Raw genomic sequence first — 15198 nt, forward strand, 5'->3', positions numbered from 1 at the left:
GGAAACACCGCGTGAACACGTGTCGTATAAACTCCGCGGACGAGGCAGAGAGTTGACGCACCGGCCCAGTCACCGGCCTCCTCTGGCCCCGCACGCCGACAGCGCCGTCTGCACCCGCCCACGCTCCACCGTGTCTCCGAAGTGAGAGGCGACCACTATGCCGCTGCATGTACCTCCGGCTCCCGCGCCCGCTCTGCGCAGCGTTCTCGCGGCGCTCGGTTCACCGACTGCGGTCCGCGAGGCCCGCACCCCCGCTCTGCGGTCCGCCCAGGGACCTCTGAGCCCCGAACACCCGCTCCCCGTCCACGTGCTGGACCGAATCGGCCCGGACGGGCTCGCACCCACCACCCGGCTCGCCGCATGGCGCTTCCTGATCCGCAGCACGGAGCGAGCCGTCGCCGCGGCGGACACAATGCTCACCCCGGACGGTTGGGCCTTCTCGCACTTCTTCGAAGGCCCGTACATCGCCTCGACCGAACTCGCCCTGCGCCAGGCGGAAGCGGCGGCGACGCCCTACCAGCCGAGGCTGCTTTCCATCCCCGAGCTCTACATGATGGCGCTGTGGCTGCACGGGGACACCGAGGCCGACGCCTCCGGCGGCTCACCGGCCCCGGCCGATCTGCTGATTCCGTTGGCTCCCGCCCCACCGGGTATCGCGGCACACCGCCCGCACCGGGTCGCTGATCTGCTCCCCGTGATCACCACCCGTATCGCCCCCGGCCCCGGCCCCCTGCTCGGTTCTCCCGCCTGATTGCCGGCTCCCCCCACTTGATGGCACTGTGCCCCGCCACCCGATCGGGTGGCGGGGCACAGTGCCATCAAGTGGGGGGACACGCGCCCATCCGGACTAGCCCCATCCGGCCACCCCGAACCACCCGAAGGGACAGTGCAGTTGCGTTGAACCGTCCGGGCGGGTGATGCGTCATGGGAGGAGAAGATGTGCTGCTGCGAAATCCCTGCGGATTGACGCCCGTAGGGCAACACTGGGACGGACCGATCGATACGGGGGGCGGCCATGAACACCTCTTCAAGCCGCAGGACACTCAACTCAACGCAGCGAAAGAACCCAGCCATGTGTCAGCACCAGCCAGCCTGCCCGACAGCCGACTCACCCGACCGGGAGGCCGCCCGTCTGGTGGCGCACCATCCGGAACAGGGCTGGAGCCTGCTGTGCAACGGCGTCCTGCTCTTCGAGGACACCGGTGAGCTGCTCCCGGACGGGCAGATCATCGCCCCGCACCGACCGCTGGAAACGGGCCGGGTGGTGAAGGCGGCCTGAGCGGCCGGTACGAAAAGGGGCCGGCCCGGAGAAGTCTCCGCACCGGCCCCCACGCATGTCCGCGTCACGCCCCCGTGTTCCGGCGTTCCGGAATCAGTTGTCGTACTCCTCCAGCGGCGGGCAGGAGCAGACGAGGTTGCGGTCACCGAACGCACCGTCGATCCGCCGCACCGGCGGCCAGTACTTGTCGGCGGCGGACACCCCGGCCGGGAAGACGGCCACCTCACGGCTGTAGCCGTGCTCCCACTCCCCGCCCAGCGCGGCCGCGGTGTGCGGGGCGTTGGCCAGCGGGTTGTCGTCCGCGCTCCACTCGCCCGAGGCCACCTTCTCGATCTCGCCGCGAATGGCGATCATCGTGTCGCAGAACCGGTCCAGCTCCGCGAGGTCCTCGCTCTCGGTCGGCTCGATCATGAGCGTGCCCGCGACCGGGAACGACATGGTCGGCGAGTGGAAGCCGTAGTCGATGAGGCGCTTGGCGACATCGTCGATGCTGACGCCGGTCGCCTTGGAGATGGGGCGCAGGTCCACGATGCACTCGTGCGCGACCAGTCCGGCCGGGCCGTTGTACAGGATCGGGTAGTGCGGCTCCAGCCGCTTGGCGATGTAGTTGGCCGCGAGTACGGCGACCTGCGTCGCACGCTTCAGGCCCTCGCCGCCCATCAGGCGTACGTAGGACCAGGAGATCGGAAGAATTCCGGCCGAGCCCCACGGAGCAGCCGAGATCGGTCCGACACCGGTCTCCGGACCGGCGGCGGGCTGCAGCGGGTGGTTCGGGAGGTACGGCGCCAGGTGCGCACGCACACCGACGGGACCGACGCCGGGGCCGCCCCCGCCGTGCGGGATGCAGAAGGTCTTGTGCAGGTTCAGGTGCGAGACGTCGCCGCCGAAGTGGCCCGGCTTGGCGAGGCCGACCAGGGCGTTGAGGTTGGCCCCGTCGACGTACACCTGACCGCCGGCGTCGTGCACCTCGGCGCAGATGTCGGCGACGTGCTCCTCGAAGACACCGTGGGTGGACGGGTAGGTGATCATGAGCACGGCGAGCTCGTCGCGGTGCTGCGCGATCTTGGCGCGGAGGTCCTCGATGTCGACCTCGCCGTCGTCGGCGGTCTTCACCACGACGACCTTCATGCCGGCCATCACGGCGCTCGCGGCGTTGGTCCCGTGGGCGGAGGAAGGGATCAGGCAGACGGTCCGGCCCTCGTCGCCGTTGGCACGGTGGTACGCGCGCACGGCCAGCAGCCCCGCGAACTCGCCCTGCGACCCGGCGTTCGGCTGGATGGAGACCGCGTCGTAGCCGGTGACCTCGGCGAGGCGCTCCTCCAGCTCACGGATGAGTGTCAGGAAGCCCTCGGCCTGCTCGGCCGGTGCGAACGGGTGCAGCGCGCCGAACTCGGGCCAGGTGATCGACTCCATCTCGGCGGTCGCGTTCAGCTTCATGGTGCAGGAGCCGAGCGGGATCATGCCGCGGTCCAGCGCGTAGTCGCGGTCGGCGAGCTTGCGCAGGTAGCGCAGCATCGCGGTCTCGGAACGGTGCTGGTGGAAGACCGGGTGGGTCAGGAACGCGTCGGTGCGCAGCAGAGTCTCCGGCAGCGCGTCGGCGGTCGTGGCATCCAGCGCCTCGATGTCGCCTTCGGCGCCGAAGGCGGCCCAGACGGCAGCGACCTGCGCGCGGGTCGTGGTCTCGTCGCACGCGAGCGAGACCAGGTCGCCGTCGACGAGCCGCAGGTTGACCCCGCGGTCACGGGCGTCGGCGACCACCGTGGCGGCCTTGCCCGGGACCCGGACGGTGAGCGTGTCGAAGTAGGTACCGGTCACCACGTCGACACCGGCGGCCCGCAGGCCCTCGGCAAGGATGGCCGCGTAGCGGTGGGTGCGCCGCGCGATCGTCCGCAGCCCGTCGGGGCCGTGGTAGACGGCGTACATGCCGGCCATCACGGCGAGCAGCACCTGAGCGGTACAGATGTTACTGGTGGCCTTCTCGCGGCGGATGTGCTGCTCGCGGGTCTGCAGGGCCAGCCGGTACGCCTTGTTGCCGTCCGCGTCCACGGAGACACCGACGAGGCGGCCCGGGAGGCTGCGGGCGAACTTCTCGCGTACGGCCATGAAGCCGGCGTGCGGACCGCCGAAGCCCATCGGCACACCGAAGCGCTGCGTGGTGCCGACCGCGATGTCCGCGCCCAGGTCGCCGGGCGACGTGAGCAGGGTGAGCGCCAGAAGGTCGGCGGCCACGGAGACGATCGCGCCGAGCTCGTGGGCCTGTTCGATGACGGGCTTGATGTCCCGTACGGCTCCGGAGGCGCCCGGGTACTGAAGCAGCACGCCGAAGACACCGCGCTCGGCGATCTCGGCCGGGATGCCGTCGGTGAGGTCGGCGACGACGACCTCGACCCCGGTCGGCTCGGCTCGGGTCTCGATGACGGCGACGGTCTGCGGCAGGGTGTCGGCGTCGACCAGGAAGACGCCCTTCTTCACCTTGCCGACGCGCCGGGCCAGCGCCATGGCCTCGGCAGCCGCGGTGCCCTCGTCGAGCAGCGAGGCGCCGGAGGTGGGCAGCCCGGTGAGCTCGGCGACCATCGTCTGGAAGTTCAGGAGGGCCTCGAGTCGGCCCTGGGAGATCTCAGGCTGGTAGGGCGTGTACGCCGTGTACCAGGCCGGGTTCTCCATCACGTTGCGGAGGATCACCGGCGGGGTGAACGTGCCGTAGTAGCCGAGCCCGATCATCGGGGCCAGGACCTGGTTGCGGTCGGCGAGGAGGCGCAGCTCGGCGAGGACCTCGGCCTCGGTCCGGGCGGCCGGGAGCTTCAGGGCCTCGGCGCTCCTGATCACATCGGGCACCGCGGCGGCGGTCAGCTCGTCGAGCGAGCCGTAACCGACCTGGGCGAGCATCTTCGCCTGTGCCTCGGAATCGGGACCGATGTGGCGCTGCTCGAAGGGAATTCCCTGTTCGAGCTGGGAGAGCGAAGTGCGACGGGGGGTCATGATGGAGGCCTCCTGGTCTGTCACGACCTGCGAGGGGCACCACGGCGCGGGGTGCCCGAACGGCCTCCCCCTCTGTCATCTCAACCTGAGAGCTTCACCGGTGCCCGCAGGGCGCACCGGCTTTCACCGTCGGTGAGGGAGAGGTCCTGTCCGGCCGTGGCCGTACGGGAACCTCGCCCTGCTTTCCAGAGTGACCTCGTCCGTGCGGTACGGGGGCCTGAGAGATTCCGGGGAGGATTTGCTCCTTCGGCGCCTCCGGATTTCCTCCGGAGGACTCTCCCGCACAGGGTCAGCAGCCGTTGCCAGCCTACCAGCGGGGTATGCGGTGGATATCTCGAGTGGCCAATGCCACGGATGTGCACTTCTGTAGTGCCTGTGGAGTAGCTGCGACCAATGGGAGGCCACGTGCAGACCGACATCGATCCGCGCAGCCTGATCGGCCGCAAGGCGTTCGACCGCAAGGGCACCAAGATCGGTACCGTGGACGAGGTGTATCTCGACGACGCTACCGGTGTGCCCGAATGGGCGGCCGTGCGCACCGGACTGTTCAGCCGGGACGCCTTCGTCCCGTTGGAGCCCAGCGAATTCGTCGAGGACACGCTGCGCATCCCCTTCGACCGCGCCCTGATCAAGGACGCACCCGACTTCGGCGTCGGCCGTCATCTCTCGCCGGAACAGGAGCTTCAGCTCTACCGGCACTACGGTCTGGACTCGGCGCCGGGCGGGAGCGCCCCCGACCGCGACTTCGGCAGGCTGGCGGGCCAGGACGAGTAGTCCACCGGGTTCCGCACGAGCGGCAGCGGATCGGCCGGCTGCAGTTCCGGATCGTCGATACGGAACGTGCGGACCCGGCCGGGCGCCGATTCCGGTTCCTCGAATCGCACCGTCACCCGTCCGACCCCGCTGCCCTGTACCCAGCCGTGCCCATGGGTGTCGTGGTGCACGTCGTGACCGGCCGGCCAGCGCCGCGCCGCAAGCTGCTCCGCACTCTCCTGCGCGGACTCCTCGCCCGCCGGCTCCCCCTCGTCCGCGCCCGCTTCGGTGGTGTCGGGGAGCTCGGCGGCCGTCCGCTCGGCAGCCGTCCGCTCGTCCGCCGCCTGGGCGAACAGGTCCTCTTGGGTGAAGTCGGCAAGGCCGGTGACGCCGACGCCCAGCAGTCGCACGCCGCCGGTGGTGTCCACGGACTCCAGGAGCCGCGCCGCGGCCTCTCTGACCACCGTGGGGTCGTCGGTGGGCCCGCGGAGTGTCTCGGAGCGGGTAAGGGTCGAGAAGTCGTAGCGCCGCACTTTCAGCACCACCGTGCGCCCCGACCGTCCAGCGCCCCTCAGCCGCCGGACACACCGGTCAGCCAGCCGCTCCACCTCTGTCCTGACCCGGACGCGGTCATGCAGATCGGTGTCGAAGGTGTCCTCGACCGACACCGACTTCGCGTCCCGCTCGGCGACCACGGGCCGGTCGTCGTACCCGAACGCCATGCGATGCAGAGAGCTGCCGTGCGCCTTGCCCAGCAACCGTACGAGTTCCGCCTCGCCCGCCTCGGCGAGGTCGTTGACCGTGGTCATGCCGGCGCGGCGCAGATGGTCTGCGGTGGCGGGGCCGACGCCGGGCAGGGTACGCACCGTCATGGGCGCAAGCAGTTCCCGCTCCGTGCCCGGCTCTATCAGCAGGATCCCGTCGGGCTTCGCCTCCTCGGAGGCGATCTTCGCCAGCATTTTGGAGCCAGCGAGCCCGACGGAGCCGCTGAGCCCCGTGACCGCCTCGATCGCCCCGCGCAGCTGTTCGCCGATCTCCAGGGCCGAGGCCGCGTCGTCCGCCGTGCCGCCTGCCTCCAGGTCGACGAAGGCCTCATCGAGGCTGAGGGGCTCGACAAGGGGCGAGAGGCGGCCCAGCAGCTCCATGACCTGGTCGCTCACGGTCCGGTAGAGCGTGAAGCGCGGCACGAGATAGGCCGCGTTCGGCGCCAGCCTCCTGGCCTGCGCCATCGGCATCGCCGAGTGCACCCCGAAACGCCGCGCCTCGTACGAGGCGGTGGCGACGACTCCCCGGGGCCCCAGTCCACCCACCACGACCGGCTTGCCGCGCAGGCTCGGCTTCGCAGCCTGTTCCGCGGACGCGTAAAAGGCATCCATGTCCAGATGCAGGATGGTGGGCGCGGCTCTCACATCAATCGATGGTGCCCTACGGCACTGACAGCCGCCCTGTCACAACGGCGGGCACTCCCCGGATTTCCGGGGTGCGGCCGCGATCCCACCCGGTCAGCCCGCCCGGTTGCGCCGACGGGCGAGCTCGTCGGTGGGGTTGTTGCCGATCAGTGTCTCGCCGGTGTCCACGCGCTCCCCGTGCAACTGCGACAGCGCGGCGTCCACGTCCCGCCACACCACCCCGACGGCGATGCCGAAGATTCCCTGGCCCCCTTGGAGCAGCTCGACGACCTCGGTGGGCGAGGAGCACTCGTAGACGGTCGCTCCGTCACTCATCAGCGTCATGCGCTCAAGATCCTGGAAGCCGCGGGCCCGCAGGTGCTGCACGGTGGTGCGGATGTTCTGAAGCGCCACTCCGGTATCGAGGAATCGCTTCACGATCTTCAACAGGACGACGTCCCGGAAGCTGTAGAGCCGCTGTGTGCCCGACCCGTAGGCCGGGCGGACGCTCGGTTCAACCAGTCCCGTGCGGGCCCAGTAGTCGAGCTGCCTGTAGGTGATACCCGCGGCCGCGCACGCCGTCGGGCCCCGGTAGCCGATCTCGTTGGCCGATGTCACGCCGTCCCCCGCCATCGCGTCCGGCGCAGCCGGTTGCCTGATGGTGTGGCCGGCTGTACTCCCCTGCTGCGGATACGACCCACCTGCTGCCGTACCGTCGCCGCTGCTTCTCACGCCGACCTCCGTCCTTGACCTGCCCACTCGAAGGTAGGCAGTCACCCGGGGTGCGTCAACGATCGCCACACTCGGCACGCCGAGTGATAATCACCCTGAGGGTGGTTTCCCGTGACTCACGATCGGGAAAGGCTTGTCGGATGCGCTGGCGCGCCCCTTGGGACGTCACTGACTGTTCGTACCGAAGTCCTCCGGCGAGATCTGGTCGAGGAACTCGCGGAACTTCTCCACCTCGTCCTCCTGCTCGTCCGGAATCGCGATTCCCGCATCGTCGAGCACCCCGTCACTGCCGTAGATCGGCGTACCGGTGCGCAGGGCGAGCGCTATCGCGTCGGAAGGCCGCGCGCTCACCTCGACTCCGCTGGCGAAGACCAGCTCCGCGTAGAAGACCCCGTCTCGCAGATCCGTGATCCGGACCTCGGTGAGCTCCTGGCCGACGGCCTCGAGCACATCCTTGAAGAGATCATGGGTCAGCGGCCTGGCCGGAGCCATGCCCTGCTGAGCGAAGGCGATCGCGGTCGCCTCACCAGGACCGATCCAAATGGGGAGGTACCGATCGCCTCCCACTTCACGCAGGAGCACGATCGGTTGATTGGAGGGCATTTCCACCCGGACACCCACAACGTCGAGCTCGTTCACACAGCAACCCTAGGACGTGCTCGGCAGGTTTGGGTAGTCGGGCACCGCTGGGATCAGTGAAGACGAATCTGCAGAGCGGTCTGCACGAGGGCCGAGTGCAGCCGTACAGAGAGCTCGGCGAGCTCCTTCGCGGTGGCCTCGGCATGCGCTCTGGTCTGCGGATTCCGGTGCCGGCGCAGTGGCGCGACAACCTGCTCGATCAGCCCCGCCTCCCGATCCGCGGCCGCTCGCATCGCGCGAAGATGACGAGGTTCCAGACCGAATCGCCCCAGATCCGCCACAAGCCTGGCGATGGTGACCGTCTCGGCGTCGTAGCCTCCCTGCGCCGACGGTGCGACGAGACCGTACGACTCCCACGCATCCAGGTCACTCTCGGTCACCTCTGCGGCGGCAAGGAGCTCGGCACGGCCGATGTGGGCCGCGGTGGCCCGTCCCGGCCCACCGGTCCAGCCGCCGTCAGTCAGGTCCGGCTCGCCGCCCGGGGTGGGCAGAGCGACCTGTTCACCCCGCGCGAGGGCGTCCAGGTGCTCCCGGATGACCTTCAGCGGAAGATAGTGGTCCCGCTGCATCCGCAGCACCTGAGCCAGCCGCTCAACGTCGCCGCGACGGAACTTCCGGTATCCGGAAGGTGTCCGCTGCGGCTCGACGAGCCCCTCCGCCTCCAGGAAGCGAATCTTGGAGATGGTGACTTCGGGGAACTCGTCCCGCAATTGCAGGAGCACCGTGCCGATGCTCATCGGACGGTCGTCGGCCGTGGCGGTGCCGGGTCCGGCACCGCCCGTCGGTGTTCTCAGCATGGACCTTCCTGGGGGTCCCCCCGACGGGGTCAGGGGGCGGGTCAGATGCCGCGCTGGCTTGCGTAGAAGACCAGCCGGTACTTGCCGATCTGCACTTCGTCGCCGTTGGACAGCGCGACGGAGTCGATGCGCTCACGATTGACATAGGTGCCGTTGAGGCTGCCCACATCCTCCACGGTGAAGCTGCCGTCGGGACTCCGACGGAACTCCACGTGACGCCGCGACACCGTCACGTCATCGAGGAAGATGTCACCCTGCGGGTGGCGGCCGGCCGTGGTCAGCTCGCTGTCCAGGAGGAAGCGACTGCCCGAGTTGGGCCCCCGTCGCACCACCAGGAGCGCCGAGCCGAGCGGCAGCGCGTCCACAGCGGCCTGAGCCTCGGGCGAGAGCGACGGCACGGACGTCTGCCCGGTCGCCTCCGCCTCGTAGGCCTCCAGACCCGAGATGGAGATGGTCGACGTCGTCTCCGACGCCCGCTCCGGAATCCCGCCCCTGAGCGGCGCACCGCAGTTGGAGCAGAAACGGCTGGCCTCGGCGTTGCGATGCCCGCACCTCGTACAGACCGGCATGGACGAAGCCTCCTGCCTCGGGGCGAACCCTCCACCCGTACTTGAGGTTGAGGGTTCTCCGAAACCTATGCGGCCGGGACCGGCAGGGTCAACAGACGACGCGCCGGAACCACCCGAATTGTCACCCCCCGAACCTGCCACCTGGTCACGGAAGAGGGGGCGCTCGCCGCCCTGCTCCTCACTCTGACCATGGCGCGGTGCGCGATGGCGTGCAGCTTCATCGCGAGCGCTCTTGCCGAACAACTTCCCAAACAACTTCACGGGCGATTCCCCTTGACCGAAACAGACCCGCCCGTGGGGCAGGACGAACCCTGAATGAACACACCTGCCGACCCGGACATCTTCACAACGTCCGTATCCACTCGACAGTTTCCACCACGCGCCACGATTACGATGCGGCGACCCCCCGCAACCTCCTGCCCGTGTCCCCCGACACCCACGCGTCCCGGGTTCACTGGGCCGACGACCGAGAGTAGTCAGGCCGCTCCGCCGGTCGCAAGGCGTCGACGACGATGTCGTCGGACTGCGCCACGTGCACCGTGGCCTGCTCCTTCTCCAGTGTCTGCACCACACCGCCGGGGATGTTCAGCGCCGGTTCCAGGTCCTGCGGCTTGCCGATGACCTTGAAGACATAGGGAGCGGAGATCTTGCGGCCGTCGACCTTGACGGCTCCCCCGTCCCCGGAGAAGTACGTATTGGCCACCACGCGCACGCCGTTGACCTCGATCGCCTCGGCGCCGGCAGCCCGGAGCTCCTGGAGGGCATCGAGCAGCATGTCGGCCTGCACCGCGTCCGCCGGGTCGTTCACCGCGAGGGTGATGCCGGGGCCATGCACCGCCACGGTACCCGCGAGGATACCGAGTTGGCGTTCCTTCTCCACCGTCTGCTTCCGCGCCTCTTCCGCCTGGTCAGAACTGTTCTCCAGCTCCGTGCGCTGGTCGACGAGCCGCTGCTTCTCGTCCTCCAGCCGCTGCGTCCGGTCGTCCACCTCGTCGAGGATGCGGACCAGGTCCTCCTGGCGGGCGCCACGCAAGGCGCTGTTGTCGCTGTTCGACCGCACCTGGATGGCAAGCCCCAGGCCGAGGACGAACAGCAGCACCGCGACGATGAGTTGGGCGCGGGTGATCCGGGGCGGCCAGATTCCGGCCATCAGCCGCTGGCGCCCGGTCAGTTCCCCGGGCGTCTCCCCCTCGGCCCGCTCGCCGGGTTCTTCGCGGTCGCCGTTGAATGCGTCGTTGCTCATCGGCGTCAGGCCCGGAAGACGTGCCGGCGGATCGCGGCGGCGTTGGAGAAGATCCGGATTCCGAGGACGACGACCACGCCGGTGGAGAGCTGCGCGCCCACGCCCAGTTTGTCGCCCAGGAAGACGATCAGTGCGGCCACGACCACATTCGAGAGGAACGAGACCACGAAGACCTTGTCGACGAAGATGCCGTCGAGCATGGCCCGCAGACCGCCGAAGACGGCGTCGAGAGCCGCCACGACCGCGATCGGAAGGTAGGGCTCGACCACCGCCGGCACTTCGGGCCGGACCAACAGTCCGACCACGACTCCCACGACGAGGCCCAGTACGGCGATCACGATGTGCCCTTCCCTGTATCTGCCGCACCACTGCCGGTGTCTGCGGCCTTATAAGGCTCTGCTGTGCGTACGATCAGGCTCGGGGCAGCCGGGAGGCTCACCTTCTCCTGAACGGAGATGCTGGTCCGGATGTCGAAGGTGTCCTTGAGCGCCTGCAGGTACTGGCCATCGGCACTGTCCTGGAAGTCGGCGCCGAGCTTCTTCCCGTCCCCCACCGCGAGCACCGTGTACGGCGGCACGAGCGGTTTGTTGTCGACCAGTATGGCGTCGCCCGCGGCGCGGATCGCCGACAGGGCGGTCAGACGCTGTCCATTGATGGCGATCGCTTCGGCGCCGGACTGCCACAGGCCGTTGACGACCCGCTGCATGTCCCGGTCGCGGACCCGGCCCGTGTCGGAGAACCCGCTGCTTTCCCGCGGTCCGCCACCACCCTGGTCGGTGTCCTTCGCATCGTCGACGACCAGCTTCACCCCGGGACCGTGGACAGGGGTCGCCCCGGAGAGCAGGGCCACCAGTTCGGCCTGGTCACCGCCATGCTTCTCCAGCGCCTTGCGCTGGCGCCTGCCCACGTCGTCGCGGGTCTCCTCGACCTGCGCCTCAAGGGTGTCGGCCGCAGACGTCTCCGCGTCGATCCGGTCGATGAGCTCCTCGCGCTCCTTGGCCAGGACCGGCGCGGCAACCCGCGCCTGAGCGGCACCGAGCGTCACGACAAGCGCTGCAAGCACCAGACACGCTGCGAAGCCGAGCTTCGCCTTGAGGGTCCGGGGCATCCCCGTACGCCCGTCGGCCTTGCGACGCGCCGAAGCCTCGGCATATCCGTCGTCCAGGCTGTGGTCCATCACATTGGTCAGCAGCGACATGGACGCGTCGGGACGCGAGGGCGGCGAGGCGGTACTCCGATCGGGGGGCTGCTGCGACATGCCGCACATCGTCGCATGTCGCAGCGGCTACCGCCGAATGGCCCCACCGATGTCCGGGATGCGGTCGCGCGACTCCGGCGGCCGCGCCGCGGTATCCGGGCCGGGTCCGGATGCCGGGGCGGCACCGCTCACCCGCCCCGGCAGTCCGGTCACGTCATTGACCTGCACTGTCGACGATCGCGGACCATTCGTCCAAGAGCGCCTGGGCCGAGGCGTCGTCGGGCCCTTCGGCCCACAGATGCGTGACCGCTTCGGCCCGGTCCGGCAGCACCATCACCCAGCGCCCGTCCGCCTCGACGACCCGCACACCGTCCGTCGTGTCCACGTTGCGGTCTCCCGCCGCCTCGACCACACGCCGCATCACCAGGCCCTTGACGGCCCACGGGGTCGCGAGATCACGCCGCAGCACGTGCGCACGCGGAATGCGTGCGTCGATCTGGCTGAGTGTGAGCTGCGTTCTCGCGACCAGTCCGATGAGCCTCACGAATGCGGCGGAGCCGTCGAAGACGCTGCTGAACTCGGGAACGATGAACCCGCCGCGTCCGTCCCCGCCGAAAATGGTGCCTTCCTCGCGTCCCACCCGCGTGAGGTCGTCGGGCGACGTCATCGTCCACTCGACCTGGGTCCCGTGATACGCGGCCACCTGCTCGGCTACGCGGGTAGTGGTCACGGGCAGCGCTACCCGGCCGCTACGACGCTCCGCGGCGACGAGGTCGAGCATGACCAGCAGGGCACGGTCGTCCTCCACGATCCGGCCTCGCTCGTCGACCAGTGAAAGCCGTTCACCGACGGGGTCGAACCGGACGCCGAACGCCGCCCTCGCCGACGAGACGATCTCCCCGAGCCGGACCAGCCCGGACCGGCGGGTCTCGGCCGACTCGGTCGGCCGGGATTCGTCGAGGCCGGGGTTGATGGTCAGCGCATCCACACCGAGCCGTCCCAGCAGACTGGGGAGCACAAGCCCCGCGCTGCCGTTGGACGCGTCGACGACAACCTTGAGCCCGGCGTCGGAGATCCCCGCGGTATCCACGTTCCGCAGCAGGGAGCCCGTGTACGAGTCGAAGACGCTGGACGGGAAGTGAAGGTCCCCGATCTCGCCAGGGAAGGCACGGCGATATTCCTGCCGGGCATAGACCCGGTCCAGCTTGCGCTGCCGTGCCTGGGAGAGGTCCGCTCCCCGTTCGTCGAAGAACATGATGTCGACGGAGTCGGGAACACCCGGCGAGGTACGGATCATGATGCCGCCGGCACTGCCGCGCGCGGTCTGCTGACGGGCCACGGGCAGCGGAACGTTCTCGAGGTCGCGGACGTCGATGGCGCTGGCCTGAAGGGCCGAGATGACCGCGCGCTTCAGCGCCCGGGCACCACGGGAGTGGTCACGTGCGGTGGTGACCGTGGAGCCCTTCTTCAGTGTCGTCGCATACGCACCGGCCAGCCTGACCGCCAGTTCCGGCGTGATCTCGACGTTCAGGATCCCGGAAACTCCGCGCGCGCCGAAGAGGTGCGCCTGTCCGCGCGACTCCCAGATCACCGAGGTGTTGACGAACGCGCCGGCTTCGATGGTCTTGAAGGGATAGACGCGAACATTTCCCTGGATGATCGATTCCTCGCCGACGAGGCATTCGTCGCCGATGACCGCCCCGTCCTCGATCCGGGCAGCGCGCATGATGTCGGTGTTCTTGCCGATCACGCACCCGCGCAGGTTGCTGTGATCGCCGATGTACACATTGTCGTGCACCACGGCCTTGTGAAGAAAAGCGCCACTCTTCACGACGACGTTCGACCCGATGACGGTGTGCTCCCGGATCTCCACGCCGGCCTCGACCTTGGCGTAGTCACCGATGTACAACGGCCCGCGCAGCACCGCGTCGGGGTGCACGTCCGCACCTTCGGCCACCCATACACCGGGGGAGATCTCGAAACCGTCGATCTCGACATCGACCTTGCGCTCCAGCACGTCGGCCTGGGCCTTCACGTAGCTCTCGTGCGTGCCGACGTCTTCCCAGTAGCCCTCGGCGATATAGCCGTAGATGGGCTTGCCTTCCTTCATGAGCTGCGGGAAAACATCACCGGACCAGTCCACGGAGACATCGGCCTCGACGTAGTTGAAGACCTCGGGCTCCATGACATAGATGCCCGTGTTCACGGTGTCCGAGAAGACCTGACCCCAGGTCGGCTTCTCGAGGAAGCGTTCGACCTGACCCGCTTCGTCCACGATAGTGATCCCGAATTCCAGGGGATTCGGGACGCGCGTGAGGCAGACCGTGACCAGTCCGCCTTTTTCCTTATGGAAGGCGATGAGGTCGGTGAGGTCGAAGTCGGTGAGCGCATCACCGGAAATCACGAGGAAGGTGTCGTCCTTCAACGCCTCTTCGGCATTCTTCACGCTGCCCGCGGTACCGAGCGGTTTCTCCTCGTTCGCATAGCTGAGCTCCATCCCGAGCTCTTCGCCGTCTCCGAAGTAGTTCTTCACGAGCGACGCAAGGAACTGGACGGTCACGACCGTCTCGTTGAGCCCGTGCCGCTTGAGCAGGCGTAGCACATGCTCCATGATCGGCCGATTGGCTACGGGCAGGAGCGGCTTGGGCATGCTTGAGGTCATGGGGCGAAGGCGAGTGCCTTCACCACCTGCCATCACGACGGCCTTCATGTCGGAACGTCCTCCTTGAAGAGACGACGGTCTAGCCGACTTCACCCGTCGGGGCAGCATCTGTTTGATCAGCCGCGGGCCGGCCACGTTGCGCGGCACCGCATCAACGAGCTCAATCGGCTACTGCATCCGCCTTGACCAGCCGGCGGACCTGAACCACGTAGAGGATCCCTGCCCACCAGTAGAGCGTTGTACCCCATCCTGCGAACGCCCATCCGAAAATAGTGGCCAGCGATGCCAGCCAACCACTTCCGTCACTGAGCAGCAACAAGGGGAATGCATACATCAGGTTGAACGTGGCCGCCTTGCCCAGGAAGTTCACCTGCGGCGGCGGATAGCCATGACGGCGGAGGATTCCCACCATCACGAGAAGCATCAGTTCACGGGCGAGAAGCGCGGCGGTGAGCCAGAGCGGGAGGATCTCCCGCCAGGTCAGACCGACAAGCGTGGAAAGAATGTAGAGCCGGTCGGCAGCAGGGTCGAGTAGCCGTCCCAGGCTGCTGATCTGGTTCCATCGGCGCGCGAGCTTACCGTCGAGGTAGTCACTCACACCGCTGAACATCAGTACCAGCAGCGCCCAGCCATCGCTCTGAGGCCCGCCGAACTCGGGAAGGAGAATCAGCCACAGGAAGACGGGTACGCCAACGAGGCGAGCCATGCTGAGGATGTTGGGGATGGTGAGGACCCGGTCCGTCTGAACGCGAGTCTCCTGGACCTCCACCCGGGGGCCTCCTGTGAATGAACGTGCCGATGATGCCCCCTGACCTTACCCTCAGCGATGGCCGGCAGATGCACAGGGGTGCCAGGAACGCCCCGGGAACGCAGAAAAGCCCCGTGCCACAAGGGCACGGGGCTTAACTATCAAAAGGAGTTCGGCGGCGTCCTACTCTCCCACAGGGTCCCCCCTGCAG

At 68.3% G+C, this 15198-nt stretch carries 14 protein-coding genes and 1 riboswitch; of the genes, 3 read left to right on the forward strand and 11 right to left on the reverse strand.

Annotation, left to right across the window (positions count from 1 at the left end; genetic code table 11):
• Positions 1 to 157 precede the first annotated feature (157 nt).
• Both ACIOEW_RS28575 and ACIOEW_RS28580 read left to right on the forward strand, forming a co-directional pair.
• Entirely contained in the window at positions 158 to 751 is a 594-nt protein-coding gene (locus ACIOEW_RS28575) for a hypothetical protein (RefSeq protein WP_362547540.1), read from the forward strand.
• Positions 752 to 1072: 321 nt separating this feature from the next.
• The gene (locus ACIOEW_RS28580; protein WP_362557569.1) at positions 1073 to 1279 is read left to right on the forward strand and encodes a DUF5999 family protein; all 207 of its coding nucleotides are present in this window, start codon (positions 1073 to 1075) and stop codon (positions 1277 to 1279) included.
• A gap of 93 nt (positions 1280 to 1372) precedes the next feature.
• On the opposite strand, the gene gcvP is transcribed toward ACIOEW_RS28580, so the two are convergent.
• Positions 1373 to 4258: an aminomethyl-transferring glycine dehydrogenase gene (gene gcvP, locus ACIOEW_RS28585; RefSeq protein WP_401967063.1), complete on the reverse strand. Its 2886-nt coding sequence runs from the start codon at positions 4256 to 4258 to the stop codon at positions 1373 to 1375.
• Between the two features lie 195 nt (positions 4259 to 4453).
• Positions 4454 to 4550, reverse strand: a riboswitch (glycine riboswitch).
• 101 nt (positions 4551 to 4651) lie between these two features.
• Between gcvP and ACIOEW_RS28590 the strand changes: the two genes are divergently transcribed.
• Positions 4652 to 5032: a PRC-barrel domain-containing protein gene (locus ACIOEW_RS28590; RefSeq protein WP_362557565.1), complete on the forward strand. Its 381-nt coding sequence runs from the start codon at positions 4652 to 4654 to the stop codon at positions 5030 to 5032.
• Here the strand turns inward: ACIOEW_RS28590 and ACIOEW_RS28595 are convergent.
• From ACIOEW_RS28595 to ACIOEW_RS28640, 10 genes are all read right to left on the reverse strand, one after another.
• Complete coding sequence (locus ACIOEW_RS28595) at positions 4957 to 6420, reverse strand: DNA polymerase IV (protein ID WP_362557563.1); 1464 nt, start codon at positions 6418 to 6420, stop codon at positions 4957 to 4959. The genes ACIOEW_RS28590 and ACIOEW_RS28595 overlap by 76 nt on opposite strands.
• 93 nt (positions 6421 to 6513) lie before the next feature.
• Entirely contained in the window at positions 6514 to 7131 is a 618-nt protein-coding gene (locus ACIOEW_RS28600) for a MerR family transcriptional regulator (protein ID WP_362557562.1), read from the reverse strand.
• A gap of 165 nt (positions 7132 to 7296) precedes the next feature.
• Positions 7297 to 7770 (reverse strand): bifunctional nuclease family protein, encoded by a 474-nt coding sequence (locus ACIOEW_RS28605; protein WP_033327106.1) that lies wholly within the window; start codon positions 7768 to 7770, stop codon positions 7297 to 7299.
• Positions 7771 to 7823: 53 nt separating this feature from the next.
• Entirely contained in the window at positions 7824 to 8567 is a 744-nt protein-coding gene (locus ACIOEW_RS28610) for a MerR family transcriptional regulator (protein WP_401967068.1), read from the reverse strand.
• Between the two features lie 41 nt (positions 8568 to 8608).
• Positions 8609 to 9397, reverse strand: coding sequence for an FHA domain-containing protein (locus tag ACIOEW_RS28615; protein WP_362557558.1), 789 nt, complete (start codon positions 9395 to 9397; stop codon positions 8609 to 8611).
• Positions 9398 to 9587: 190 nt separating this feature from the next.
• Positions 9588 to 10286, reverse strand: a complete 699-nt coding sequence (locus ACIOEW_RS28620; protein WP_401967086.1) for a DUF881 domain-containing protein — start codon at positions 10284 to 10286, stop codon at positions 9588 to 9590.
• A gap of 98 nt (positions 10287 to 10384) precedes the next feature.
• Complete coding sequence (locus ACIOEW_RS28625; protein ID WP_003970459.1) at positions 10385 to 10717, reverse strand: small basic family protein; 333 nt, start codon at positions 10715 to 10717, stop codon at positions 10385 to 10387.
• On the reverse strand, positions 10714 to 11637 hold the full coding sequence (locus tag ACIOEW_RS28630) for a DUF881 domain-containing protein (protein ID WP_362557555.1): 924 nt from the start codon (positions 11635 to 11637) through the stop codon (positions 10714 to 10716). Before ACIOEW_RS28630 ends, ACIOEW_RS28625 begins: the two co-directional genes overlap by 4 nt.
• Positions 11638 to 11791: 154 nt before the next feature.
• Entirely contained in the window at positions 11792 to 14287 is a 2496-nt protein-coding gene (locus ACIOEW_RS28635) for a mannose-1-phosphate guanyltransferase (protein ID WP_362557553.1), read from the reverse strand.
• A 112-nt stretch (positions 14288 to 14399) separates the two neighbouring features.
• A complete protein-coding gene (locus ACIOEW_RS28640; RefSeq protein WP_362557551.1) occupies positions 14400 to 15008 on the reverse strand; it encodes a CDP-alcohol phosphatidyltransferase family protein in 609 nt (202 codons plus the stop codon).
• Positions 15009 to 15198 lie beyond the last annotated feature (190 nt).

Source organism: Streptomyces sp. NPDC087901, assembly GCF_044742205.1.
Classification (GTDB): domain Bacteria; phylum Actinomycetota; class Actinomycetes; order Streptomycetales; family Streptomycetaceae; genus Streptomyces.

Coding starts and splice junctions, on each gene's coding strand:
- ACIOEW_RS28620 (WP_401967086.1), bottom strand. CDS start 10,286: ATGGCCGGAATCTGGCCGCCCCGGATCACCCGCGCCCAACTCATCGTC.
- gcvP (WP_401967063.1), bottom strand. CDS start 4,258: ATGACCCCCCGTCGCACTTCGCTCTCCCAGCTCGAACAGGGAATTCCC.
- ACIOEW_RS28580 (WP_362557569.1), top strand. CDS start 1,073: ATGTGTCAGCACCAGCCAGCCTGCCCGACAGCCGACTCACCCGACCGG.
- ACIOEW_RS28575 (WP_362547540.1), top strand. CDS start 158: ATGCCGCTGCATGTACCTCCGGCTCCCGCGCCCGCTCTGCGCAGCGTT.
- ACIOEW_RS28590 (WP_362557565.1), top strand. CDS start 4,652: ATGGGAGGCCACGTGCAGACCGACATCGATCCGCGCAGCCTGATCGGC.
- ACIOEW_RS28610 (WP_401967068.1), bottom strand. CDS start 8,567: ATGCTGAGAACACCGACGGGCGGTGCCGGACCCGGCACCGCCACGGCC.
- ACIOEW_RS28635 (WP_362557553.1), bottom strand. CDS start 14,287: ATGAAGGCCGTCGTGATGGCAGGTGGTGAAGGCACTCGCCTTCGCCCC.
- ACIOEW_RS28630 (WP_362557555.1), bottom strand. CDS start 11,637: ATGTCGCAGCAGCCCCCCGATCGGAGTACCGCCTCGCCGCCCTCGCGT.